The sequence below is a fragment of the Paenibacillus durus ATCC 35681 genome, assembly GCF_000993825.1.
Classification (GTDB): Bacteria; Bacillota; Bacilli; order Paenibacillales; family Paenibacillaceae; genus Paenibacillus_AQ; species Paenibacillus_AQ durus_B.
In genome coordinates, this window is the sequence record NZ_CP011114.1 from 1,529,698 (window position 1) to 1,553,560 (window position 23,863).

Here is a 23,863-nt window from a genome sequence, read left to right on the forward strand (position 1 = left end):
ATACCGGCAATAGTAAAAGGAGACTGTGTAATGATCGGAATTGGTATTGAGCAATACGGCGATGAACAGCAGCTAAAGACAGTAGTTGTACCTACAGAACCGTTAGGGCCGGATGACCTGTTGATCGCTATAAAGGCAAGCGGGGTAAACCCCGTTGACTGGAAAGTGCGGGAAGGGCTTCTGAGAGAAGACTTTCCGTACCAGCTTCCGCTTATTTTAGGCTGGGATGCGTCAGGTAAGGTGGCGGCTGTCGGCTCCAATGTGAAGGATTTTAAAGTGGGAGACGATGTCTTTTTTAGACCGGAAATGGAAAAACAGGGAACCTACGCAGATGAAATCGTGATCCCTGCAAGCCTGGTCGCACCGATGCCTCAAGGACTAACCTATGCTGAAGCGGCTTCGCTCCCCTTGGTAGGGCTCACGGTATGGCAGGCTCTTGTAGAAGCAGGGAATGTTCAGCCGGGGGATAAAGTGCTCATTTTAGCGGGAAGCGGCGGGATCGGTTCGATGGCCATTCAAGTCGCCAAAGCACTCGGCGCCTATGTGGCGGCGACAACAAGCTGCAAGAACATGGAATTCGTACGTGATTTGGGGGCGGATGAAGTTCTCGCTTATGACCAAGGCTTGAATACAACAACAGAGTTTGATTTTATGCTGGATACGCTCGGAGGCTCTTCTTATGGGGATGCTCTGAAATTTATGAAGAAAAATGCAGTGGTGGCTACAATCATTAGCGGGCGGGATGCCGTTCGTCCCGATTATATAGATGCAGTGGAAGAAGAGCGCCAGTTGACGGTTAAGTTCGTATTTACTCGTCCGGACGGAAGAAATATGAACCATATCCGCGAGCTTGTTGAAGCGCAAAAAATAAAGCCGGTTGTAGCCGAAGTTCTTCCGCTAACCATTGACGGAGCCAGAAAAGCTCACCGTTTAAGCCAAACAGGCAGGGTGCGGGGAAAGATCGTTTTGAGTAATAACAACTAATCTGCTTGATTAGTTGTTATTTTAAAATTTAATAAGTGCAAATTTTCACAATTAAAAAATAAGGAGAGAGCTCATCATGTTCACAAAGATTTTTGAACCGGGCAAAATAGGCAATCTGGAAATTAAGAACCGGCTGGTCGTCCCCCCGATGCTGACCGAATATGCCGCCGAAGACGGCAGGCTGACTGAGCGGTATATTAGATACTATGAGGAAAAAGCCAAAGGCGGCTGGGGCCTGATCATCGCCGAAGACAACGCGGTCGAACCCCGCGGGGCCGGTTTTAAGAATTTACCCGGGATATGGTCGGATGAAATTATGGAAGAGCATAAGGAATTGGTTGAACGGGTTCATAAGGCGGGAGCTAAAATAGCGGTCCAAATCTATCATGCGGGCAGAGAAGCCAGCAGTGCAGTCATGGGCATGCGGCCGATTGCCCCTTCGGCGATTCAAGATCCGACGCAGTCTGAAACTCCTGTTGAAATGACTACGGAAGAAGTAAAGGAGATGGTCGAGAAATTTGCTCAGGCCATCAGAAGATGTAAAGAAGCGGGCTATGATGCGATTGAGCTTCACGGCGCGCATGGATATTTAATCAATCAGTTCGTCTCTCCTTTCTCCAACAAGCGAACCGACGCCTATGGCGGAAACCTGATGAACCGGCTGCGGTTCCCGCTTGAAATTATAGCCAGAGCCAAGGAGTTGGTCGGCGACGAGTTCCCGATGATTTACCGGATTTCCGCCGACGAGATGGTGGAAGGCGGACTGACCATTGAAGATACGAAAGTCATCAGTCAGGTGTTGGAGCAAAGCGGCATTGCTGCCATTCATGCTTCTGCCGGCGTCTACAAGACTGGAGCGATCGTCTCCGCGCCGACAGCGATCAGAACGGCCGTGTTCTCCGACTATGCCAAAGAAATTAGAAAAGTGGTCAATATTCCAGTTTTTGCCGTCAATAAGATCATTTATCCGCATGTAGCGGAGTCGATTCTAAAAGAAGGCAAGGCTGATTTTGTGGCTATGGGCCGGGCTTCCACCGCAGATCCTCAATTCCCGAACAAGGTGAAGGAAGGAAGGCTGGATGAAATCATTTTCTGTATCGGCTGCAGACAGGGCTGTCAGTGGAGAATCGCTCAGCAAAACCCGGTGTCCTGCCTGGTTAACCCGCTCACGGGCAAAGAAGGCGAATATGAGGTTAAGGAAGCTGAAGTGAAAAAGAAAGTGATGGTCATCGGCGGCGGACCCGTTGGTATGGAAGCGGCCATTATCGCAGCAAAACGCGGTCATGATGTGACTTTGTACGATAAGAGCGACAAGCTTGGAGGACAGTGGCTTCTGGCTGCAATCCCTCCAGGCAAAGAGCTGCTGAACACCTTTACGGTATGGCAAAAGGGCGAGCTTGACCGTTCAGGGGTCAAAGTCGTGTTAAATACAGAAGTAACGAAAGCATTCGTAGAGCAAGTGAACCCGGATGAAATCATCCTCGCTTCGGGAGCCACTCCAATCATTCCTGGAATTCCAGGCGCAGACAAATCTCATGTATACACGGCCAATGATGTGCTGCTTGGAAAAGTGGATCTGCCAGATCAAGTGGTCGTTATCGGCGGCGGACTGGTAGGAGCGGAAACGGCAGAACATACTGCGGTTCACAATCGGAAGACCTCCATCGTTGAGATGCGTCCGGAAATTGCGGCCGACATGGAGCCGGCATCCAAAGAGTTCTTGATAAAATCCTTGAAGCATAATGAAGTGGCCGTACACGTCAATTCGAAGGTTCTGGAAATTACGGATACGCATGTTATCATTGATACGGAAAAAGGACAACAAGCGCTGCCTGCTTCTCTGGTCGTGTTGGCAATCGGATCAAGATCGAATAACGCATTGGCTTCAGAACTTGGAGAAAAGTACAACGTGAATGTAATTGGCGATGCTTCTGTTGTCGGGAAAGCTTTGGAAGGTATTAACCTTGCCTATAAGACAGCTTTGGCTATATAATCCCCGGTAGACTTAATAGAATGATTAACGGACTGCAGTAAATGTGAATTATTCATTTGCTGCAGTCTTTTTCAATATTTCGACTAAATTATGGATGGACAGACTCTTGAAATGATCAACACGCGGTGATATATTGTTTTTAGGTATAAAACATACTAAACATATTGGTGAAATAGTAATTACATATTCCTATCGCTGCCAACTGGAAAACCGGAGGCCCGTGTTAATGTCAATATTAATCGGGTCTCCTTTATTTTTAAATTTAGGAGGTTGAAGCTGATGTCTTCAGCGTTACCCTATAAGAAAGGTCTTCACGGCATTGATCCGTATATTCCAGGCAAGCGGCTGGAGGAGGTAGTCAAAGAGCTTGGGCTTCGACAGGTGATCAAGCTGGCTTCCAATGAGAATCCTCTGGGCTGTTCTCCCCATGTCACGGAAGCGGTGGCGGCTGTACTGCAAGCCCCCTCCCGCTATCCGGACGGCGGCAGCTCGGAGCTTAAGGCTGAACTGTCCCGGCTTACCGGGCTCGGGCCGCAGCAGTTCGTTATCGGCGCAGGCTCCTTTGAGCTGATTGCCTTTGTTGCGGAAACGTTCATCGGTCCGGGCGATGAGGCGATTATGCCGACTCCGTCCTTCTCTTGGTACGGTACAGTCACCAAGCTGCAGGAAGGCAGAATCATACAGGTGCCGCTAACAGCGCACCGTGTCGATCTGGACGCCATTAAGAGAGAAATTACAGATAAAACCAAGGTTATCTGGCTGTGCAATCCCAACAACCCCACCGGCACGATCTTTACAAGTGAACAGCTTAGCCGATTCCTCCAGGATATTCCGTCTTCCATTGTGGTCGCCATGGACGAGGCTTACTGTGATTTTGTAACCGGCGGGCAGGGCTACCCGGATACGCTCAATTGGATCGGGCAATACCCGAATCTGATCGTTCTCCGTACCTTTTCCAAGATTTACGGGCTGGCCTCTCTGCGCATCGGGTACGCCGCCGCAAGCGAGGAGACGGCCGGATATATGAACAGATGCCGCCAGATTTTCAATGTGAACGCAGTTGCCCAAGCTTCTGCTTTGGCCGGATTAAAGGACGCCGGATTTCGGGAGAGAGTCTACGAGAACAACCGGCTGGGGAAGGAATATTTCTACAAAGCTTTTGGAGAGCTCGGACTAGATTACATTCCAACGGAAGCCAGCTTCATTATGGTGCATACCGGGCAGGACAGCGATACCCTGTATCAGCAGCTTCTAAAGGAAGGCGTGATCATTCGTCCCGGCTCGGCTTACGGCATGCGGAAGTGGCTTAGAGTCAGCATTGGAACGATGGAAGAAAACCGCATATTTATAGAGGCGCTGCGCAAGGTGTTGAAAGCGCCGGAGGCGGCCGGAAGTTCAAAGAACTAACGCGTTAAGGGCTTAACTTATTATTGAAGGGAGAATAAATATGATCTTGGCAAAGGCTCCGGAGAAGTACTGGAACGAACCGGGAATTCTCACAAAAGGAGGAGAGATTATTGCCCCCATCGGCAAGCGGGCATGGATACTGGCGGGAAAGACGGCATTGTCCGTCGCCGGTGAGGCGTTACTGAAAAGTCTAGACGAAAGCGGCATTGTATACGAGATTCAAGTATATGAAGGCTACTGCACCCTGGAAGATATCGATATTCTCGCAGCGGCGGTGCAAGCTTCGGCATCCGATGTGCTCATTGGGATTGGCGGCGGCAAAATCCTGGATACCATCAAGGCGGTGGGCGATAAGCTGAGCCTTCCGGTTGTGACGGTGCCTACCATCGCGGCAACCTGCGCTGCATGGTCCGCCCTGTCCGTCAGTTATACCCGTCAAGGTACTCAGACCGGGGGAATCATACTGGAGAGATCGCCGAAGGTAGTATTGTCCGACACGGCAATATTGGCGGCTGCGCCGCCCCGCTATATAGCGGCCGGGATTGCCGACACGCTCGTCAAATGGTATGAAGCGGCGCCCAATGTGGGAAGCGGACCAAGCAGCATTCACGCCAGAGCGGGACTCGCGACCTCCAAGCTGGCGCTTGACATTCTGGAGGAGCTCTCCATCGACGCCTATCTGGCATCAGGCCGCGGGGAGGTTACGGATGCCATATCCGAGGTAACCAATACGATCATTTTTCTGGCAGGTCAGGCTGGCAGCTTGAGCAGCGGCAGACCGCAGGCTTATATTGCGCACGCCATTAACAACAGCCTGACCAAGCAGCATGAGACGCATATCCGGCTGCATGGCGAGAAGGTAGCGTTCGGTCTGGTGGTCCAGCTGTATCTGGAAGGCTACAGCCAGACTAAGATCGATAATGTCGCCCGTCTGCTGCATGCTCTAAGGCAGCCGCTGACCTTACGTGAGCTTGGATTTAAGGACAGCTTCCGGGAAAAAGCGGCGCTGATAGCCAACGGCGTTTCCCTTGACGAAGAAGCGGCGGCCGCGCTTCCCTTCAAGGTCAATGCGGAGCTTCTGGAGCAGGCTATCCTGAATACCGACCTAACCGGACAACGCATCGCAGAGCAGGAGCAGAACGCTTCAAGGCAGGTTCAGGCCGTATGACCCGGCCGCGCTTTGACTTTGACAAGCCGGTTGACAGGAACAATACCTTGTCGGCCAAGTGGAACTATGTCCAGGAATCCGTAGGCGTGGAGGATGCTCTGCCCATGTGGGTGGCCGATATGGATTTCGAGACCGTTCCCGAGGTTAAGGCTGCGATCCTGGCTAGAGCGCAGCATGGCATATACGGGTACACGGCACGCTCCAATGGCTACTATGATGCGATTATCGATTGGAATTTGAAGAGGCACGGATGGAAGGTGGAGAAGAATTGGATTACCCACAGCCCGGGCGTGGTCAATGCTTTGTTCACGGCGGTACGCGCCTACACCAAACCGGGGGACGGCATTCTCATTCAGCCTCCGGTTTACCCCCCTTTCTATCGCGCCATCAGCATGAATGATTGCAAGACCATCCTCAATCCGCTGAAGCTGGAGGGGGGCCGCTACGTTCCCGATCTCGCTGACTTTGCAGACAAGATCGGCAGCGGCAGGGTCAAGCTGTTTATTTTATGTAATCCGCACAACCCTGTGGGAAGGGTGTTCACGGAGGAAGAGCTTCGAGCCATGGGCGAGCTGTGCTTGAAGCATGGCGTTATCGTCATATCTGACGAAATTCATTCCGATCTTCTGTTCAAGCCGCACCGTCATATTCCATTTGCATCCATCTCGGAGGCATTTGCACAGAATACGGTCGTATGCACGGCTCCGAGTAAAACGTTCAATTTGGCGGGTCTCTCTACATCCAATATCATCATTCCAAATGATGAACTGAGACGCCGTTATGATGCAGCCAATGAGCAAGTGGCGCAAAAGAGCCATAACATATTCGGCGCAGCGGCCTGTGAAGCGGCATACAGGCATGGGGAGGAATGGCTGGATCAGCTGATGTCCTACATAGATGGAAACCGGCGGTATGCGGTGGAATTTATTGAAACTAGACTGCCGCAGCTGAAGGTGTACAATCCGGAAGGAACCTATTTCCTCTGGTTGGACTGCCGTTCGCTCGGTCTCGGTAATCAGGAATTGGAACAATTTTTACTGCACGAGGCGAAGCTCTGGTTCAATCAAGGACATACTTTTGGCAAAGAAGGAGACCGTTTTGTTCGAATCAATATCGGCTGCCAGCGTTCGACTGTGGAAGAAGCCCTGAAGAGGCTTGAGCATGCAGTTCACTCCCCAGTACAGCAGGGATAGCGCGATTAAACCTCTTGCTTTGCTCAAGGGAATTACAAAATCGGACACTTCCAACATCTCTGCAGATGGGGAGTGCCCGATTATTTTTTTTAAAACTGCTTATTAATATCCCCCGCCGTACCCATAGCCAGGATAGTAAGGATAAGGTGGATAGTAGTACGGATAAGGTGTGAAAAATGGAAATGCAAAGAAGAAAAATGGGAAACGGAGTCGGCGGAATCTGCGAAATCTCCTTGGACCAAAGCCAATTGCTCTGTAAGTATTGTCATTTTCCCGTTCTGCGGCATCGATCTCTTCAGGAACCATCATCGTGATGCCATCGTCGTCCATACCATCGATAATTCCATCAAACTGTGACCCGTCCCTCGACTGTGCAATAACATGGTAATTCATGTACTTTTGACATAGTGATTTTACATCGCCTCCCATTCCTCCCATTGGGTAAGCCGCCTTGCCTTGATTAGGATATGTTGGATTTGGATTCATCATTTGCTTTCCCTCCTTTACAACGTCATGATATTCGCCTATTCCGGAAAATGTTACTCTTAGAGAAAATACGAAAAAGCCTCCTGGTGAAGGGGGCCTTTTGCACTCATCATAGTCGAATATCGGCTGCCGTGTATAATTTCATTAATTATTGTATTCCTTCATAAATGGCATCGCGGAGATCTAGAGTAAACTGGCCGGACATCCCTTCCAGCGTGGTATTCGTAAACGCTGCAACGCTAAGCTTCCGGATAGGGTCTACGAACCAGGAATGGCCATATACTCCGCCCCAGCGCCACGTTCCCGGAGATTGCGGCGTCGCGGCGGCAGCCGTATCTGTCAGCACGGAGAACCCGAGGCCGAATCCGAAGCCCGGCGAGTCAGGGAGCGTCAATCCGGAAGTCTGGCTGCGTCCCATCTCCGCAATGAATGCAGGCGTTAACAGCGGGTTACCGCCGGTTCGCAGCGTTTCCAGAAGATGCAGGATGTCGCCCGCAGTGCCGATCATTCCCGCGCCGCCCGATGGAAAGGCAAGGGGGTCGAAGGCCCGTCCCGGATCGAGCAGAGTGCCGGATAGCCCTTCAGATTTACCGACAATATCAGGCTCGCGCATACGCCGAGGTTCGGGTGTATCATCCGCATAATTGGCAGCAAGCCGTTCCGGGTCAACGACATGGAACGCCGTGTCCGTCAAGCCGATCGGTTCCGTCACCAGTGATCTGACTGCTTCGGGGAGGGGTGAACCGTATACATTTGCTACAATCGCACCGAGTACATCCGCAGCGAGCGAATAGTTCCAGGCGGTACCGGGCGTGAAGAGTAACGGTACAGAAGCCAGCCGCCGTAAATTTTCTTCAAGTGAAAGGTTGGTACGATCCATTCCGTCGGAGACGCCAGCCTGGTGGTAAGGACCGTCCTCCGGTTCCAGAAAGCCGTAGCTAAGACCGGCCGTATGGCTCATCAGCTGGCGCAGCGTGATTATAGCCGGAGAGCCATCTGGCAACGTTGGTTTGAAGTAGGGAAGCCATGTGTCAATAGGCATATCAAGGTCAAGTCTCCCCTTGGAGACGAGTACCATTGCAGCGACCGAGACGACAAGCTTGGTTACCGAGGCAAGCCGGAACAATGCATCCTCACGGATGGGCAGGTTCTTCTCACGGTCTGCCAATCCGGCGGCGCGGCTATAACTAAGCTTACCGTCTAAAGCTATTTTCACTACCGTCCCAACCAACCGTTTTTCGGAAAGTGTGCGGTCAATAACTTCATCAACCCGTGCTTGCAGACCTGCTGCACCCATTTGATTTACTTCACAGTTACTCAAAGATTGTCCTCCTTCCAAATGTCAGGGATAAAGAATATTATGGACCGGTATCCAAATCAAAACAATATGCAAAATCGGATATGTACCAAGTAATAGTGATCACCAATAGTTTCAGAGATTATTGCGTTCCCGGAACCATACAATCTTAACAGAGATGCACACAAGTGCCAAAGCAGCAAAAAGCAAACCGCTCCCAATGATTTCGTTTATACCCAAACCGGAAATAAACCAGCCTCCCACCACTGTTCCTAGCGTAACTCCCAAGTTTGAAAAAGAGACATATAAACTGTTTGCAAATTCGGGAGCCTCTTGCGCTTCGGATGTCAGCCAGATTTGACTGACTATCAGCCCGCTGGTGTGAACGGCTCCCCAGAGAAGAATAGCGGCAATGACGAGAATAACGGAGCTTGATACAAAATAAAGAAACAGGTAGCAAAAGCCTAACGCTACAGGATAAAACAACACCGTTTTTACCATTTGAAAAGCGAGCAGCTTTCCCGCATACCAATTGCCCAGAACACCGCTGATTCCAAAAACTACAAGCATCAGGCTGATAAATGCCCCGTTCATATCGAATCTTTGCGTCAAATACTCGGAGAAATAACTGTATACAGAAAACATGGAGGAGAAGATAAAGCAGTTTGCAGCCATATTCAGCAATAGCGAGGGTTTTCGCAATATGCCGAGCTGGTTACTGAAAGAAGGATGGTTAATTTTTGCAGATGGAGAGGGAACCATGATGCCAATCCCTATACAAGCGATCCCGTTTACAATAGCGGAGAATAAAAAAGAAGTACTTAATGAGAATTGATTTGCGATATAAGAGTAAAGCGGAATTCCCAGGACCATGCCTATGCTGACTCCTAGAAATACTTTTGCACTTGCTTTAGCTGCTTCTTCATTTTGAGATAATGCCCCGGCCATTGCAAAAGCAATCGAAAAATAAACCGGGTGGAAGAAAGCGGGGAGTATACGGAGCAACAAAAGAATCTCAAAGCTGGGCGCAAAAGAGGAGACAAAATTAGAACCCGCAAATAATGCCATGATCCCTATCAACACTCTTTTTTGATTCAGTCTGGATAGCAGTAATGTCATCCAAGGACCAAAAATAGCAATAATGAACGCAAATGAACTTACAAGCATTCCGGCAGATACAGCAGATACATGGTACTTATTCATGACCATTGGTAAAGCTCCGACGATTCCAAGCTCCGTATAAATGATGCCAAATACCCCAACTGTAATAACGAATAGCTGCGTTTCTTCATACCATCCCGCCTTTAATCTTTATATATGCATATCTATAAATATAGATATATTACCAATAAGCAGACAACCCTAAATTTACAACGGGGCTGCCTATAAATGGTTTTTAATATAGTCGGTAAATTTACCGATGTTTTCTTCATTCCTGCGGTAGTAAGTCCACTGACCAAAACGTCTAGATTCCAAAAGCCCTGCATTTTTCATTAGCGTTAAATAGCTGGAGATCACGGATTGCGCAAGTCCTGTCTTCTCTTGAATGCTTCCTACACATATCCCTCCTTTGAAGTCGGCATCCGATGGCAGGTAGATTTGAGGACCAAAATGTACATCCGGACTCTTCAGCCAATCTAAAATTTGCACGCGGGTCTCGTTGGAAAGCGCCTTAAAAATTAATTTAGTATCCATACTGCTTATTATATCTACTTATCTAGATATTTCAAGATGTAGACCTGATTTTTCCGCTAAAAGCAGAGTCTCTCACTCTTGAGAATTCTCCAAGTTGATGTCCCTGTCGGCAAATACTTTCTTGGCCACGCCAACCGCGTTCAGCACCTTGGGAAATCCGGTGTAGGGGATGCATTGGATGAAGGTTTCAATGACCTTCCGGGGAGGGATGCCCACATTCAATGCGCCGTGGATATGCACCTCCAGCTGCGGCTCGCATCCTCCGGCCGTCAGCAGGCTGCTCAGCGTGATAAGCTCCCGTTCTGGAAGGGTTAGTCCTTCCCGGCAATAAATATCGCCAAAGGCAAATTCAATAATGTAGGTACCCAGGTCCGGAGCGATGTGCCGCAAACCGGCAATAACTTCCTCTCCGCCTCTTCCATCCACTTCCGCAAGCTTTTGCAAGCCGAGCTCATAACGGTCTTGTTCCATTGTATTTTCCTCCTCCATAAAATATAGTTAGAGCATATTAGCTGGAGCTAACTCCAGGTCAAGAGGTTTTTAAGGAGGGATTGCATGCATTATTCCATTGGCGAATTTGCGGATATGACGGCTTTAAGCATCGACACCTTGCGTTACTATGAGAAGGGAGCGGTTAATCCGGGTGGAGCGTGACGCGGCAGGCCGGCGCCGTTATACCGAGAAGGATGTGAGCTGGATACAATTCATCAAAAGGCTGAAACAAACCGGTATGCCCATTAAGCAAATTAAGGCATACGCGGCTCTGCGGTACGAGGGCGATGCGACTCTGCTCCAGCGGCTTCACCTGCTGGAAAGCCACCGTCTTGGCGTGCTGGAGGAAAAAGAGAAGTGGGAGACTAACCTGAATAAGCTGGAGGAGAAAATTCAAGTCTACAAAGACCTAATCGTAAATACGGGTCATCCCGCCAATTCGCTACGGTAACCCCGCAGGCAGCAGCCATAACGGATCAACCCTTTCTTTCCCCCGTCATAGCATAAGCTGTCAATTGTTGACTCCGCCTTCCCCACATAAATTTCCCTCTGCCATCAAACAATGAAACCAATATCTATGTTGTCAAGGGAGATGAAGTCATGAACAAGAATCGTTTACGCCATCCATATTCGGCCTATACGAAAGCCGCCGCCCTGCTGGTTATGGCGATAGGCCTTGTTATCGGCGGAGGCCACGGAGATGCGGCATTTCATACCGGGCGGACCCAGCCCGGTCAGTTAACAACGAATACTCAAGAGCCCTCCGCGAGGGGACACTCCACCGTCCATCCGCGTGTAGCCATTATCATCGATGACTTCGGAAACGGTATGCGGGGCACGGACGAAATGTTCGCTCTGCCGATCAAGCTTACTGTCGCGGTGATGCCGTTTCTGTCCACCTCGCAGGAGGATGCGTGGCGGGCTCATGAACGGGGCTTTGACGTTCTGGTGCATTTGCCGATGGAGCCCCGTAAAGGCAAGCCGGAGTGGCTTGGTCCGGGAGCCGTACTGTCCAGTTTAAGCGATCAGGAAATCCGTAAGCGAGTCGAGGCGGCGGTGGACAATGTGCCTTACGCGGTCGGGATCAATAATCATATGGGCTCCAAAGTTACGGGAGACGAGCGGGTCATGCGCGCCGTACTGTCCGTCTGTAAGGAAAGAGGGCTATTCTTTGTGGACAGCCATACCAATTACCGCTCGGTAGTCGGCCAGGTGGCTGAGCAGATGGGCCTGCCGCGAGTGGAGAATCATGTCTTTCTGGATGACACCCATACAGCCAGTCACGTAACCCGTCAATTGCAACGGGCGGGGAAGCGGGCGCTGGACCATAAATACTGCGTAACAATCGGTCATGTCGGAATTAAGGGCAAAGAGACCGCCGCAGGAATCCGCGGCGGCATTGATGATTTAAAGAATCGTGTACAATTCGTCGGAATTTCCGATCTGGTCAAGGACGAGTGGAAGTGGAGTTCCCCGCTTACGTTTCCATAAGATAGGCGGCAATGCCGCTCGATATCGCTTCAGCGATTTTCTCCTGGCCTTTGGAAGTCGTTAGCAAGGCCCGGTCGATCGGGCTGCTAATAAATCCAGCCTCTACGATAACCGTGGGGGCGGTTATTTTTTTCAACAGATAGAACGGCTTCCCGGGTTGGGTATTTAATTCTACTCCATAAAGTGCATTCAACTGATCCTGAATCGCATTGGCTAGCATGAAGCTGCGGCCTTCCTGACGGTACAGCACGATCGGTCCGTGCTTGGACTGAGAGCGTGCCCAGTTGATATGAATACTGACGACGACAGCGGCGGGCAGTGTCTCGGCAAGCTCCTTGCGCTGGGCCAAATCGCGCATATGGCGGGAGCGGCTGCGAAGCCACTTATTCTCATCGCTGGGGGCATAGTCGCCCAAACGGTTCAGGACGGCGTCAAATCCGTCCGCTCTCAGCATCAAGAATAGCTTACGGGAAATGGCGAGTGTCAGATCCTTTTCCAGGATGTCTGCGTGCGAGGTACCGCCGTCAATGCCCCCGTGACCGGCGTCAATCAGTATGATGCGGTGACCGTGCCCAATCAGTGTTTGATGTTGTTCAGACCGCCCGTCCGGTGAGGCGAAAGATGGATGGGCATTACCCGTCAGCAGCGTTCCCATAATCAGCAGGATAAACAGCCTCCTTGCCGGAGCTCTCCATTGGTTAGTCAGAATCAAGAGTTAAACCTCCCTGTGTAATCTTGAATCCGGAAGCAGTCGATCTGCTTCAGAGTCTGTTCTTTTTTGGTTAGATTGTGCTTCAAAAGGCAGAATTATGCGGCTGAGGCCTGTTTAGGGCGAGGATAAACCGTGCAAACTAACCATTAAGGAAGAAATATAGAGGAGGTGAGTGCAGTGGCCTCGGACGGTGAAGATCTGGTCAAATACATTACTGAAAAAGTGGTCGTCTATATGGAAAGTCCTCGCGACAGCCGCAGCCGGCACCGGGCCGGCAGACAGCCGTGGAGCCAGAAATGGTTCGGAATGCTGCCGCTCGGCTTGTCAATGTGGCGAAGCAGCCGGAAGGTTAGGGACAAAGGGTAGAGAGAGTGACATGTTATACAACAGCCCCATTTTCCGGCAAAAGCGGAGTATGGGGCTATATTGCTTTCTTCTATACAGTTGGACTATCGCATCTAGTGTGCCGCTTCTCCGTCACCGGAGACATAGGCCTGGAATGTGCCGCTTGCCTGAAGGGCGCCCAGCGGAACAAAACGCCGCCCGCCAATGCCTGAAGCGGCATAAGGGACCGTCCCGCCTCCGTCTGCTGCGGATCTTGTCCACAGCTGATAACCCGTAATCATGAGCGGGGCGCCCAAAATGTCGTTCGCTCCGGTATTGGACCGGAAGACAAGACCCGGCTGCTGCTCGAGCAGCTGTACGAATTCGCCTGCTGCCAGCGGAGCAAGCTTTGGAGACGTCAGCCACAGCAGATTATCGTAGGGATTTCCGGGGTGTCCGGTTAGGAACATCGGAGCGGCTGTAATTTCGGATAATGAGCCGGATGCCGTCAAGCCGTATCGCCCGGCTGCTTGAGCGCTTCTGGCGACCGCTTCAGCTTTGCTGTCGTCCCAAGGAAGGATCTCCGGGACGATGGCGTTCACATATAATACTTGCCCGTTTACCGTAACTTTCCAGTAGGGCAGAAGCGGCGCATACAGCGGAACTGGTTCAATGATTTCAAATAAAGAATGGATAAGGCCCTTCTGCGCCAAGAACAGGCGCAGCTCGGTGACGGAGTAGGGAAGTCCTTCGGTATCCGCCCCATATTCGCTTAATGTGTATCCGCCGTTATCCGAGGCGGTAATAATCATATATCCGATCCGCTTATCGCCGCTAATGAGGTTGACAAGCCAACCGTGGGTACCGGGTCCCAGCGGATGAATCGATCGTTTCGCCGTTTTCCATTCCTTAAAGGGGGCTTCATCCGCAAGCTTGTCGATCGCCTCACGAACAAAAGCTTTCAGGGAGTCCGGGACGGCGAGATCCTGCCGTTTGGGCAGCGGCGATAGGGCTGAATCGGACGATCCGGCAGCTTCCGCAGCCGCAATCTCCGTCAGTCTCAAGGAATTGGCGGCAGGAGCATCCGCAGCGGGAGGGCCGAAGGCAAATCTGGAAACGGCCGCTGTCAAGATCAATATAAGAATCAAGAGAAAGCAGACACGCATTGCGGGGATGGCACGCTTTCTTCTGCTGCTCGGGTTCATTTGCGTTTGTTCACCTGTCCTTCTATGGGCTGCCGGAGCCGCGGGCGGGACGACGTAGCCGTTTCTTCTTGGTTTCTACTACCCTACATTGTAGTGGACAAGCGCTGAAAAGGTTGTTGCAAGCTGTCGGGCTCATTCAAGGTGGATTCCATTTTTTTTGGCCGCTTTTAGCGAGCCGGGTCGCTTTCTATTGCTTACGGAGATGAAACAGGCCGTAGACGACCGGCGATACGGAAATGTTCGGTTCATACTGCCAAATGGTTTCTTTTCGGCGGCTGGCATGCTGTTCTTCGGTAGCAAGCCGCTTTTCTTCACCTTGTTCCTTCAGAAGCTCGATATAGTAAGCGTCAATAATTTCAAGCTCTCCTTGCAGACGCCGCCGCGCTGCCTCGGCCCAGCTGTAATCCTGACCGGAAAGCTTTGAGAGGATATGGCGTTCGAGCAAGCCGGCTCCCGAAGACAGGGAGATTTCATAAGGCTGGACGTGGACATTCTCCGGCAGGCGCGGAGTCAGCTCAAGCGGGTCCAGAATAGAGCCGAAGTTCTCCCTGACTTCTCCGGTAAGCAGCGATACGCCGATGAAATGTAGCTCTTCCCGTTTCAAATCGCAGCTGAGCTCCACCTTGAAGCAGACGGCGAGCCATGGCTCGTAGGCGGCGGAGAAAAGGGTCATCCGCTGGAGATTTCCCGGGGCTTCAAACAGATGCAGACATTTCCCCTCGGTCTGCGCCGCGGACCAAATCTGGCGCAGCCGCCTACTGCCAAACGTGATATCCTCGCGGCGGATTAGCCCGGGGCCTAGACGCGGCAGCACCGGTGTTACCCCGAAATAACGGGCAAGGAGGCCATCGTTCGGCCCGTTGTTAGCAGCCGAGTTCCCGGCGGCGCCGATTGGTGCGCCAGCGGCGGGGTTTGCCCCCGGATTGCTTCCGGCACCCGGCCCAGGATTTCCCCCGGACGGGCCAGCGCCAGGGCCTCTTGTTGCGTTCCCCCCCTGGCCTGCCGCCGCTCCGCTTCCCCAAGGCGTCTGACTAGCAAGCCCCCCGCTTCCCGGCCCGGTGCCGCTCCTTGGCGCGGGTATACTCGCCGCCGCATCATACTTCTCCGGGTCAAAGACGAAGGTAAAGGACAGTGTTTGCGGCTCCGCGCCGGTGCGCTCGACGAACCCCCAGTAGTAAGGCCGGTCGGTTAACATTTGATCGGCGCGGGGGGAGAGCTTTACGGTGACATGAACCGGCGATTTTTCAATGATCTGACATTCCGTCGCTTCCAGATAGTCCATAACATGCTTCTGCACCTGCTGGGCGGTCATGGTCATGGCGCGGCCTCGCTTTCACTGAGGATTCCATCCTTCAGCTCGGCCAGCGTCTGGCCGAGCTGCCCTACTTTGCTGCGGATTTCTTCGTCGCTTTCGGCCTCCAGCATAATTTTGTAGAGGCTTTTTTCCAGCGACTCTTTTTTCTCGAACCGTTCCAAAATCGTGTCCAGCCCTCCGATCACCGTCTCGAACAGATTGATTTTTTCATGCAGCAGATGCAGGATATGCTCCTCGATCGTCCCGGTGGTGGAGAGGTTGTGGATGATAACGTCGTTTTGCTGGCCCAGCCGGTGTACCCGGCCGATCCGCTGCTCGACCCGCATCGGGTTCCAGGGAAGATCGAAATTGATCATATGGTGGCAGAACTGCAGATTGATGCCCTCGCCCCCGGCTTCGGTAGCAATCATCACCTGGGCGCGTCCGCGGAACAGGTCCATCATCCAGTCTTTTTTGCCTCGGTTCATGCCGCCGGAATAAGGGACGGAAAGGATGCCGTGATTGCGGAAATACTGAAGCAGGTACTCCTGGGTCGCCCGGTATTCGGTGAATACGATTACTTTTTCGTTCATTTCTTTAATGAGGGAAATGGTTTTCTCCGCCTTCGTGTTCGCTTTTACCGTCCGGATCTGCTGGAGGAGCTCGATCATCCGTTCCCGGCGGGGCGAGTCCTCGGGGAGCTTTTTCGTCAGATTAACCAGCGTCACGAACACCGCGTCACGGCTGCTGCATACCTCCCGCTGCAAGGTGACGAGCGACAGCATGCTGCTTAAATTCCCGCCCGACTCCTGATACTGATCTTTGACAAAGGATGTGACCCCGTCATATAATGTTTGTTCTTCGGGTGAAAGTGTAAGGGGTACATTGCTGACCTTCCGCTTCGTAAAAGCCACCGGTCCTTCGCCCCTGCGGTTGCGGATCATCACCTTGGACAGCTCGTCCCGGAGCTGGTCTTCGTTCTTGGCCACGCGCTTGTCGACGACGAAATTCGCCGCAAAATCACCCTGATTCCCGAGCTGGCCCGGCTTCAGCAGCGTAATGAGATTGAACAGCTCGCCGAGGTCGTTCTGCACCGGGGTGGCGGTGAGCAGCAGGCAGTATTTTTTGCGGAGCTCCTGAACGAATTGGTAGTTGGTCGTCTTCTTGTTCTTCAGCTTATGGGCTTCATCGATAATGAGCATGTCGTATTCGCCGGAGATCAGGCGCTCCTTGTGGGGATCGCGCTTGGCCGTATCCATGGAGGCGACGACGATGTCGTTGTCCCAGGAGTACGCCTTTTTTTGCGCCACGGCCGAAATGCCGAACTTCGTATTCAGCTCCCGCACCCACTGAAGCACAAGCGAAGCGGGGACGAGAATCAGCACTTTGGAGACAAGCCCGCGCACCAAATATTCCTTCAGCACCAGGCCCGCTTCAATCGTCTTGCCAAGGCCGACCTCGTCCGCAAGAATCGCGCGTCCCGACATCTCGAACAGCACCTTGCGTGCCGTGTCGATTTGGTGGGGCAGTGGAGACAGCGAAGCCAGATGCTTCATGCACTGCAGCTCCTCGAAGCTCTCCACCAGGCCGGAAGCCTCGCCTTCCATCGCCAGCCGGGACAGCCTCCAGTCGCCCCAGGGGCCGCCTTTGTCCAGCCGGGATTCCAGGTCTTTCAGCCATTCACGTTCGAAGGAGATAGGCACGGGAAGAACGATATCCTGACCTTGTTCTTGCTTCAGGTTATTGCGGGGTACGTGAGTCATGAGCGCTGTCTCCTTCTGCGGGCCTATAGTTTACATAGTCAAATGTATAAGTAGTATGCGCGTAAAAGAGAGAATTCATAACTGCTATTTTTGGAGCCAGTCTCTAAAAACAGGAGAAACAAAGAGCAAATGCGGGCAGTTGCCGTGTTATTTCGCATGGGCCGCAATATTTCGACAAAGACTCTTTCCACAATATATGGTATAGTTTAAAGGCTAATTCACACAATATATTGTGACAAGTGCGGTGGAAGCCTTTTTAATCGGAGAAATGACCCGCCTATATAAGATGAACTTGAAAAATGACATCAGGGTAAGGAGTAACGAAGGGGAAGTTTGGAACTGTAGGAGCGATAGCGATCGCCTTTGTCTCTGGATTTCATCCGCCAAGAGCGGTTTAAATGAAGAAATCTGGGGACAACAGCGGCCGGAAGTCCAAATATTCCTCGTAGTTACGACTGACATCTGATGGAAAAATCTTAAGTTCATCTATATAACACAGAGATCGGAATACTAATCATACTTTCGGGAGGTTGTTTATATTGAGTACAGTGGAGCGCAGGCAGCGGCTGGAGGGGCTCAGCGAGAAAATCTTTTTGGACCGCTATGCCTGGAAGGACGCTGACACAAACAATGCCAAGGTGGGAGACGTGGTGCTTGTCCTGACCAAAGACGACCCAAAATTTCCTACCAAGGAAGTCGGGGAAATCGTAGAGCGCAGCGGCCGGACCGTGACGGTCAAGACCCGCAGCGGCGAGCTGGTTCAGTCCGAGGTGGAGAAGCTGACGCTCAATATCGAAAAAACACCGGAAGAAATGTGGGACCGCCTGGCGGGAGCCATGGCTTCCGTGGAGAAGACGCCGGAACTGCAGCGCGAATGGACGGATAAATTCCGCAGCATTCTGGATGACTGGAAGCTGGTTCCCGGTGGCCGGATCGCGGCCGGAGCGGGTGCGAGCGACGAGCTGACGCTGTTCAACTGCTATGTCATTCCTTCGCCAAAAGACAGCCGGGGCGGCATTATGGAAACTTTGTCCGAAATGACGGAGATTATGGCCCGCGGCGGCGGCGTTGGCATCAACCTGTCCTCGCTGCGTCCGCGCCGCGCCGTCGTCAAGGGCGTTAACGGTTCCTCCAGCGGGGCGGTATCCTGGGGCGGACTGTTCAGCTATACGACGGGACTGATCGAGCAGGGCGGCAGCCGCCGGGGAGCGCTGATGCTGATGATCAACGACTGGCATCCGGACGTGGTTGATTTTATTACCGTCAAGCAGACGATGGGCCAGGTGACGAACGCCAACCTGTCGGTGTGCGTCAGCAACAGCTTTATGAAGGCGGTCAAAGAGGATCTCGACTGGGAGCTCGTATTCCCGGATACGACGGAGCCGGACTATAACGAAGTCTGGGACGGCGATCTTGAGAAATGGAAGGCGGCGGGCCGCAAGGTTAATCATTACCGTACCGTCAAAGCGCGGGATATCTGGCATACGATCATTGAATCCGCGTGGAAATCGGCGGAGCCGGGCGTCGTCTTCATGGAATATTACAACCAGATGTCCAACAGCTGGTACTTCAACCCAATCATTTGCACGAATCCTTGCGGCGAGCAGGGTCTGCCCGGCTGGGGCGTCTGCAACCTGTCCGCGATCAACCTCTCCAAGTTCTATGACGAGGAGAAGCATGATGTGGCCTGGGACGAACTGGCGACGACAACCCGCTATTCGGTGCGCTTCCTGGACAATGTCATTGACAAGACGCCGTATCATTTCCCGGAGAACGAAGCCAATCAGAAAAAAGAGCGCCGCGTAGGTCTCGGAACGATGGGTCTGGCCGAGCTGATGATTAAGCTGAACATCCGATATGGTAGCCCGGATTCACTGGCGTTCCTGGACAAGCTGTACGGATTTATGGCCCGCGAAGCCTATCTGGCCTCTTCCGAGATCGCGGCGGAAAAAGGTTCTTTCCAGGCGTTCGACGCTGAGAAATACCTGCTGAGCGGCTTTATGAAAAATATGGCCGAGGTGTACCCCGAAGTCGGCGAGGCCATCGCCAAGCAGGGTATGCGTAATGTTACAGTCATTACCCAAGCGCCGACAGGCAGCACGGGCACGATGGTCGGCACATCGACCGGCATCGAGCCGTACTTTGCCTTCAAATATTTCCGTCAAAGCCGTCTCGGCTTCGACGAGCAGTTCGTGCCGATTGCAGAGGAATGGCTGAAGGCTCATCCGGGCGAAGAGCTGCCGAACTATTTCGTAACCTCGATGGACCTGTCCGCCAAGGATCACATCCGTGTGCAAGCCGCCATTCAGCGCTGGGTGGACAGCTCCATTTCCAAGACGGCGAACTGCCCGAACGATTTTACGGTCGAAGAGACGAAGGAACTGTACGAACTGGCCTTTGATCTCGGCTGCAAGGGCGTCACTATCTACCGCGACGGCAGCCGTGATGTACAGGTATTGCAAACGGAGAAGAAAGAAGACAAGAAGGACGCTCCGCTGAAGGAGACGGCGGCTCCGATTGCCGAAGCGGCAGAGGCCGCAGAGGTTAGTGCCGCCCAGGTTTCTACTGCGCCAGCGGCTCCGGTCAGCAGCGCATCCGCTGATTCCGGTTCGGCGTCAAGCGGCAAAGTTGTCGACAAGCAGTACAAGAAACGCCCGCAGGTGCTGCGCGGCGCGACCTATAAGATCAACACGCCGTTCGGCATGGCGTATATTACGATTAACGACCTGGACGGCACCCCGGCCGAAATTTTCCTGAACGTCGGCAAGGCCGGCTCCGACGTGTTCGCCATGGCGGAAGCGCTCGGCCGCGTCTGCTCGCTGTTCCTCCGTTACGGAGATCACGGCGAGAAGGTTGAGCTGCTGATCAAGCATCTCAAAGGCATCGGCGGCTCCGGAGCCATCGGCTTCGGCGCGAACCGCGTCGAGTCCATCGCCGACGCCGTGGCGAAGGCGCTGGAAACCCATGTGCAGCAAAGCGCACATGAAGACCACGCTCCCGCGCCAATCGCGGCAACGCTCGCGCTCGAGGATTTCGAGAGCGCGCTGAACGCCGAGCTGAAGGCCGGCGGCGCACCGGCAGCCCCGACCGTTGAGGCCGACCACGGCCACGGCGGACATGGGCACAGCCATTCGTCATCGGCTTCCCGCGACTTGTGCCCATCCTGCGGCACCGCCTCGCTGATTAACATCGAGGGCTGCAAGACGTGCGGGAACTGCGGGTACAGCCGGTGCGGGTAAGCTGAAGAACATTATCATATTGTTATGATTTTGTGATATTCCAGAATAAATTGGAATTGTAACATAATTCGTTAGACGATTTGTTGCAGAAATATTTAGAAATAAAGAAATATTCATTTGGCTTGTATAAATATACATTGGGCTGGGCAATTATGAATAATTGTCCAGCCCATTACTTTATCTAGGATGATTTATTTGCGCAGACGACCGATTAAAAGAATTTGATTTATATTAAATTCGGACTATGCTTATTTTGCTATTTAATGTTTTTTTATTATATGTTACTACTTAGGTACCCCTAGCTAGTAGTAGAAGGACATTAAATAATCGTTGATTTTAATGAAATTAAAGAAATAATGAAGGGGAATATGAACATGGAATTGTCAACGGAACAACGCGAAGAACTACTCCGGACATTGAAAGCCCGTTTTGAGAAAAACATGAACCGCCATCAAGGCCTTGTATGGGTGGACGTGCAAGCGAAGCTCGAAGCAAAGCCTGAGAAGCTGTGGTCGCTCCATGAAATGGAAAGAACCGGCGGCGAACCGGATGTGGTGGGTCAGGATGATCAGACGGGGGAATACCTGTTCTATGATTGTTCAGCGGAAAGTCCCAAAGGCCGCCGAAGCGTTTGTTTCGACCGTGAGGCGTTGGAGTCCAGGAAGGAACATAAACCGGAGAATAGCGCCGTTGACATGGCAACTGCCATGGGCATGGAGCTGTTAACGGAAGAGCAATACCGCGGGCTGCAGAAGCTGGGGAAGTTCGACCTGAAAACCTCCAGCTGGGTTCAAACCCCTGATAACATCCGAAAGCTCGGCGGAGCCCTCTTTTGTGACCGCCGCTACGACACGGTCTTCGTGTACCACAATGGAGCGGAATCCTATTATGCTGCCAGGGGCTTCCGCGGCTCTTTAAGAGTCTGACAGAGTGCAAGAAAAGTAAGCCGAGGGGGAGCGGGATGCAGGTCCGTTTGTCCTCGGCTTTTGATTGGCGGTACTTGCCGCTCCATTACCAGGCGGTCGAAACCCCAAGGCTGTCGGTCCGGTGGAAGTCCAGCGGAGCAAGAAACCCTCCAGCTTCCTAAACGCTTACGAGAATATCCAGAAGGCCGTGAGTAAAGGACAAATCGGCTTCAAACGCAAACATGTCAGGTGTTAAAGAAGAGGGGATGAATTACACACACCAATCGGAAGCGGGATGATCCAATTGAAACGCAGAAACAGCATCATTTCCTTTGGCGGTATTGCATTCATCATTTCCGGCCTGCTCTTTTTGGCCCAACAGCTCTTTCTTCTGCCTGTGCCCATCCCTCCGTCGGCAGAGGGAGAGCTCATGATGTGGCTGGCGGAGTGGAAGTTTCATATCGCCATGGCGGATGAACTGATTTTCTTCGCCACCTTGTCTTTGATCCCTTCCATCGCTGCACTCTACCGGGTACTGGCGGGGACCGACCGTATCAAAGCCGCGCTGGGGTGCGGTCTAATGGCTGTCACCATTCCGGTCCATCTCTTCATGACAATCGTCTTGGGCCGAATGGTCTATCCGGTGTATGACCTTGAACTTACCCCGGACATCTATAAGCTCGTGCTCAGTATGTATTACGGCGGCATGCATACCGCAGCGCTCATCCTGGGCACGGCGATTCTTCTGTTAAGCTTTGCCATCCGCCGAAGTCAAATTGGCAAGGGTGCAGCCTATGTCGGGTTTGCGGCAGGATTATTGCAGTTCGCCGGCGCGTATCCCTGGTTGATTGGATCTGCGATGAGTATGGTGATTCAGGTGGTTTGCACCGCGTGGTTCATCCTACTCGGGATCAGGATGCTGGGAGGATTGAAGGAAGCAAGGTGATAAGGTGAATCTATTGGAATTTCCATATCTCCTTTCCGGTGGTAAACTAATTATATGTATATTTATGCATAACAGTAAAATGGCATTATTTTATATTTTTCTATCGAATCCTGTAACAAAACTCCATTTCCGCCGCGGGGGTCTTCAGATTCTAATCAATTCTGCAACACCAAAAACGGAGCCAGCGGGTTTGCGGGGCTCCGTTTTCCAATTAATTCTGGAATATCACAATTTTTCATAGGAATCCCTTTCCATTATTTGTTGTACGAAACAAGGAGCAGTTGGCCCATTGGGGTATCTGCTCCTTGTTTTTTGTGCTTTTGTCAAAAGTAAATAAAGTATTAGACGTCCATGCCGCTAACGCGACAACATCAGAGGATGAAAGAAAGTTATTTCAAAACAGACTGAGATTGCGCAGCGGGCCACTGCCTGCTTTGGTATACGTGCGGCGTCGGGCGCTTCTCACGAATAAACATTTACATACCGGGTTGTAAGCCTCAGGCTCATGAAGGTTATGTGAAAAAAATACATTTTTATTTGAAGTTATACAGGGAATGATATACAGTTTAGCTGTAAGAATAGTCAGCTTTAGCTGATTGGACGCCAGTGTTGTCTGAAGCACACCTTTCTCCAGGCTATGATTACCGCGGAATCGCGCTGGGATAAAGGAACATATTCTGAGGTGAATGACATTGCGGACTGTGGTGGGATATCGCCGAGGAAGTCCGAGAAACAACCTATTAACCTATACTAACGAGGAACAAATGGAGGCAAAGCGGTGGACAACAGAGAAGAACAAGAAAAAAAGCAAATCGAAGAGTATAAGAAGAATCCGTTCATCAATTTTGCCGATTCGATTAACCGCTCTGTGATCGGCGATTTGGGAGCCTTGACAAGAGGGGGCTGCTTGGTCAGAATCGTGACAACCCTGGTAATCATCGGGGGATTGCTTGTCTTCTTATTTTTCAAATAACGTTGCTCCCCCTGGCCGATTACGGGTTACAGCTATGATCCATTGATCATGGTTTTTTTCTACGTCTGCAGGATGTGGAACAGCGCTACGAAAAGGCCATAAAGGTGCTCGGGGAAAAAGAACTTGAGCTTGAGATTCTGCGAGAACTGCTAAAAAAAGAAAGACCCCACTTACCCTGGTCAAGACCCCATTTAGTGGAATTGAAAAAACACGTAGGCTGCGAACTGGCGTAGGTACTCTACTGGCGTCAGTTTGTTTAGTTTACGTTGCGCTCTGGGCATTAAATATAGGCAGTC

General features: G+C 51.9%; 22 protein-coding genes and 1 pseudogene. 14 read left to right on the forward strand and 9 right to left on the reverse strand.

The genetic code is table 11. From position 1 onward, the window contains the following. Positions 1 to 30: 30 nt before the first annotated feature. From VK70_RS06870 to VK70_RS06890, 5 genes are all read left to right on the forward strand, one after another. Positions 31 to 984 carry an NADP-dependent oxidoreductase gene (locus VK70_RS06870; protein ID WP_025693742.1) on the forward strand — a complete coding sequence of 318 codons (954 nt, stop codon included), beginning with the start codon at positions 31 to 33 and terminating at the stop codon, positions 982 to 984. Between the two features lie 76 nt (positions 985 to 1,060). Next, complete coding sequence (locus VK70_RS06875) at positions 1,061 to 2,977, forward strand: oxidoreductase (RefSeq protein ID WP_025693741.1); 1,917 nt, start codon at positions 1,061 to 1,063, stop codon at positions 2,975 to 2,977. 279 nt (positions 2,978 to 3,256) lie between these two features. Then, complete coding sequence (hisC, locus tag VK70_RS06880) at positions 3,257 to 4,384, forward strand: histidinol-phosphate transaminase (RefSeq protein WP_025693740.1); 1,128 nt, start codon at positions 3,257 to 3,259, stop codon at positions 4,382 to 4,384. Positions 4,385 to 4,424: 40 nt separating this feature from the next. Further along, the gene (locus VK70_RS06885) at positions 4,425 to 5,552 is read left to right on the forward strand and encodes an iron-containing alcohol dehydrogenase family protein (protein ID WP_046723041.1); all 1,128 of its coding nucleotides are present in this window, start codon (positions 4,425 to 4,427) and stop codon (positions 5,550 to 5,552) included. Continuing rightward, entirely contained in the window at positions 5,549 to 6,745 is a 1,197-nt protein-coding gene (locus tag VK70_RS06890; RefSeq protein ID WP_025694612.1) for a MalY/PatB family protein, read from the forward strand. Before VK70_RS06885 ends, VK70_RS06890 begins: the two co-directional genes overlap by 4 nt. Before the next feature lie 102 nt (positions 6,746 to 6,847). Here the strand turns inward: VK70_RS06890 and VK70_RS06895 are convergent, their stop codons facing one another. The 5 genes from VK70_RS06895 to VK70_RS06915 form a co-directional block, all read right to left on the reverse strand. Further along, a complete protein-coding gene (locus VK70_RS06895) occupies positions 6,848 to 7,234 on the reverse strand; it encodes a hypothetical protein (protein ID WP_025694611.1) in 387 nt (128 codons plus the stop codon). 145 nt (positions 7,235 to 7,379) lie between these two features. Next, positions 7,380 to 8,552, reverse strand: a complete 1,173-nt coding sequence (locus tag VK70_RS06900) for a serine hydrolase domain-containing protein (protein ID WP_324607990.1) — start codon at positions 8,550 to 8,552, stop codon at positions 7,380 to 7,382. A gap of 111 nt (positions 8,553 to 8,663) precedes the next feature. Next, complete coding sequence (locus VK70_RS06905) at positions 8,664 to 9,797, reverse strand: MFS transporter (protein WP_036639566.1); 1,134 nt, start codon at positions 9,795 to 9,797, stop codon at positions 8,664 to 8,666. A 114-nt stretch (positions 9,798 to 9,911) separates the two neighbouring features. Further along, positions 9,912 to 10,223, reverse strand: a complete 312-nt coding sequence (locus VK70_RS06910; protein WP_025694933.1) for an ArsR/SmtB family transcription factor — start codon at positions 10,221 to 10,223, stop codon at positions 9,912 to 9,914. 72 nt (positions 10,224 to 10,295) lie between these two features. After that, positions 10,296 to 10,694, reverse strand: coding sequence for a carboxymuconolactone decarboxylase family protein (locus tag VK70_RS06915; protein ID WP_025694932.1), 399 nt, complete (start codon positions 10,692 to 10,694; stop codon positions 10,296 to 10,298). Between the two features lie 84 nt (positions 10,695 to 10,778). On the opposite strand from VK70_RS06915, the gene VK70_RS28855 reads away from it, so the two are divergent. From VK70_RS28855 to VK70_RS06925, 3 genes are all read left to right on the forward strand, one after another. Continuing rightward, positions 10,779 to 10,877 carry a MerR family DNA-binding transcriptional regulator gene (locus tag VK70_RS28855; RefSeq protein ID WP_233277777.1) on the forward strand — a complete coding sequence of 33 codons (99 nt, stop codon included), beginning with the start codon at positions 10,779 to 10,781 and terminating at the stop codon, positions 10,875 to 10,877. Further along, positions 10,867 to 11,166: a MerR family transcriptional regulator gene (locus tag VK70_RS06920; RefSeq protein ID WP_248628187.1), complete on the forward strand. Its 300-nt coding sequence runs from the start codon at positions 10,867 to 10,869 to the stop codon at positions 11,164 to 11,166. Before VK70_RS28855 ends, VK70_RS06920 begins: the two co-directional genes overlap by 11 nt. Positions 11,167 to 11,315: 149 nt before the next feature. Continuing rightward, entirely contained in the window at positions 11,316 to 12,206 is an 891-nt protein-coding gene (locus VK70_RS06925) for a divergent polysaccharide deacetylase family protein (protein ID WP_082210212.1), read from the forward strand. Here the strand turns inward: VK70_RS06925 and VK70_RS06930 are convergent. After that, complete coding sequence (locus VK70_RS06930; RefSeq protein WP_025695122.1) at positions 12,193 to 12,918, reverse strand: N-acetylmuramoyl-L-alanine amidase; 726 nt, start codon at positions 12,916 to 12,918, stop codon at positions 12,193 to 12,195. The genes VK70_RS06925 and VK70_RS06930 overlap by 14 nt on opposite strands. A 177-nt stretch (positions 12,919 to 13,095) precedes the next feature. On the opposite strand from VK70_RS06930, the gene VK70_RS06935 reads away from it, so the two are divergent. Beyond that, positions 13,096 to 13,284 carry a YqzE family protein gene (locus tag VK70_RS06935; RefSeq protein WP_046723044.1) on the forward strand — a complete coding sequence of 63 codons (189 nt, stop codon included), beginning with the start codon at positions 13,096 to 13,098 and terminating at the stop codon, positions 13,282 to 13,284. Positions 13,285 to 13,376: 92 nt separating this feature from the next. On the opposite strand, the gene VK70_RS06940 is transcribed toward VK70_RS06935, so the two are convergent. From VK70_RS06940 to VK70_RS06950, 3 genes are all read right to left on the reverse strand, one after another. Further along, positions 13,377 to 14,447: a hypothetical protein gene (locus VK70_RS06940; protein ID WP_046723046.1), complete on the reverse strand. Its 1,071-nt coding sequence runs from the start codon at positions 14,445 to 14,447 to the stop codon at positions 13,377 to 13,379. Positions 14,448 to 14,634: 187 nt separating this feature from the next. Beyond that, positions 14,635 to 15,765, reverse strand: a complete 1,131-nt coding sequence (locus VK70_RS06945) for a YqhG family protein (protein WP_025696617.1) — start codon at positions 15,763 to 15,765, stop codon at positions 14,635 to 14,637. Further along, the gene (locus tag VK70_RS06950) at positions 15,762 to 17,504 is read right to left on the reverse strand and encodes a DEAD/DEAH box helicase (RefSeq protein WP_025696616.1); all 1,743 of its coding nucleotides are present in this window, start codon (positions 17,502 to 17,504) and stop codon (positions 15,762 to 15,764) included. Before VK70_RS06950 ends, VK70_RS06945 begins: the two co-directional genes overlap by 4 nt. A gap of 539 nt (positions 17,505 to 18,043) precedes the next feature. Here VK70_RS06950 and VK70_RS06955 point away from each other — a divergent pair. The 5 genes and pseudogenes from VK70_RS06955 (at position 18,044) to VK70_RS06970 (ending at position 23,567) form a co-directional block, all read left to right on the forward strand. Further along, positions 18,044 to 20,743, forward strand: coding sequence for an adenosylcobalamin-dependent ribonucleoside-diphosphate reductase (locus VK70_RS06955; RefSeq protein ID WP_046723050.1), 2,700 nt, complete (start codon positions 18,044 to 18,046; stop codon positions 20,741 to 20,743). Between the two features lie 368 nt (positions 20,744 to 21,111). Further along, complete coding sequence (locus VK70_RS06960) at positions 21,112 to 21,669, forward strand: DUF4256 domain-containing protein (RefSeq protein ID WP_144415194.1); 558 nt, start codon at positions 21,112 to 21,114, stop codon at positions 21,667 to 21,669. A gap of 71 nt (positions 21,670 to 21,740) precedes the next feature. Continuing rightward, a pseudogene (locus tag VK70_RS28860) lies at positions 21,741 to 21,904 on the forward strand (DNA alkylation repair protein); the annotation flags it as partial. A 48-nt stretch (positions 21,905 to 21,952) separates the two neighbouring features. After that, positions 21,953 to 22,594, forward strand: a complete 642-nt coding sequence (locus VK70_RS06965) for a hypothetical protein (protein WP_155986959.1) — start codon at positions 21,953 to 21,955, stop codon at positions 22,592 to 22,594. A 778-nt stretch (positions 22,595 to 23,372) separates the two neighbouring features. Further along, positions 23,373 to 23,567: a hypothetical protein gene (locus tag VK70_RS06970; RefSeq protein ID WP_025698517.1), complete on the forward strand. Its 195-nt coding sequence runs from the start codon at positions 23,373 to 23,375 to the stop codon at positions 23,565 to 23,567. Positions 23,568 to 23,863 lie beyond the last annotated feature (296 nt).

What these genes read in the sequence shown, in the direction of transcription:
- VK70_RS06870 (WP_025693742.1), top strand. Translation starts at nt 31, where the DNA reads ATGATCGGAATTGGTATTGAGCAATACGGCGATGAACAGCAGCTAAAG.
- VK70_RS06875 (WP_025693741.1), top strand. Translation starts at nt 1,061, where the DNA reads ATGTTCACAAAGATTTTTGAACCGGGCAAAATAGGCAATCTGGAAATT.
- hisC (WP_025693740.1), top strand. Translation starts at nt 3,257, where the DNA reads ATGTCTTCAGCGTTACCCTATAAGAAAGGTCTTCACGGCATTGATCCG.
- VK70_RS06885 (WP_046723041.1), top strand. Translation starts at nt 4,425, where the DNA reads ATGATCTTGGCAAAGGCTCCGGAGAAGTACTGGAACGAACCGGGAATT.
- VK70_RS06890 (WP_025694612.1), top strand. Translation starts at nt 5,549, where the DNA reads ATGACCCGGCCGCGCTTTGACTTTGACAAGCCGGTTGACAGGAACAAT.
- VK70_RS06895 (WP_025694611.1), bottom strand. Translation starts at nt 7,234, where the DNA reads ATGATGAATCCAAATCCAACATATCCTAATCAAGGCAAGGCGGCTTAC.
- VK70_RS06910 (WP_025694933.1), bottom strand. Translation starts at nt 10,223, where the DNA reads ATGGATACTAAATTAATTTTTAAGGCGCTTTCCAACGAGACCCGCGTG.
- VK70_RS06915 (WP_025694932.1), bottom strand. Translation starts at nt 10,694, where the DNA reads ATGGAACAAGACCGTTATGAGCTCGGCTTGCAAAAGCTTGCGGAAGTG.
- VK70_RS28855 (WP_233277777.1), top strand. Translation starts at nt 10,779, where the DNA reads ATGCATTATTCCATTGGCGAATTTGCGGATATGACGGCTTTAAGCATC.
- VK70_RS06925 (WP_082210212.1), top strand. Translation starts at nt 11,316, where the DNA reads ATGAACAAGAATCGTTTACGCCATCCATATTCGGCCTATACGAAAGCC.
- VK70_RS06940 (WP_046723046.1), bottom strand. Translation starts at nt 14,447, where the DNA reads ATGAACCCGAGCAGCAGAAGAAAGCGTGCCATCCCCGCAATGCGTGTC.
- VK70_RS06945 (WP_025696617.1), bottom strand. Translation starts at nt 15,765, where the DNA reads ATGACCATGACCGCCCAGCAGGTGCAGAAGCATGTTATGGACTATCTG.
- VK70_RS06950 (WP_025696616.1), bottom strand. Translation starts at nt 17,504, where the DNA reads ATGACTCACGTACCCCGCAATAACCTGAAGCAAGAACAAGGTCAGGAT.
- VK70_RS06960 (WP_144415194.1), top strand. Translation starts at nt 21,112, where the DNA reads ATGAACATGGAATTGTCAACGGAACAACGCGAAGAACTACTCCGGACA.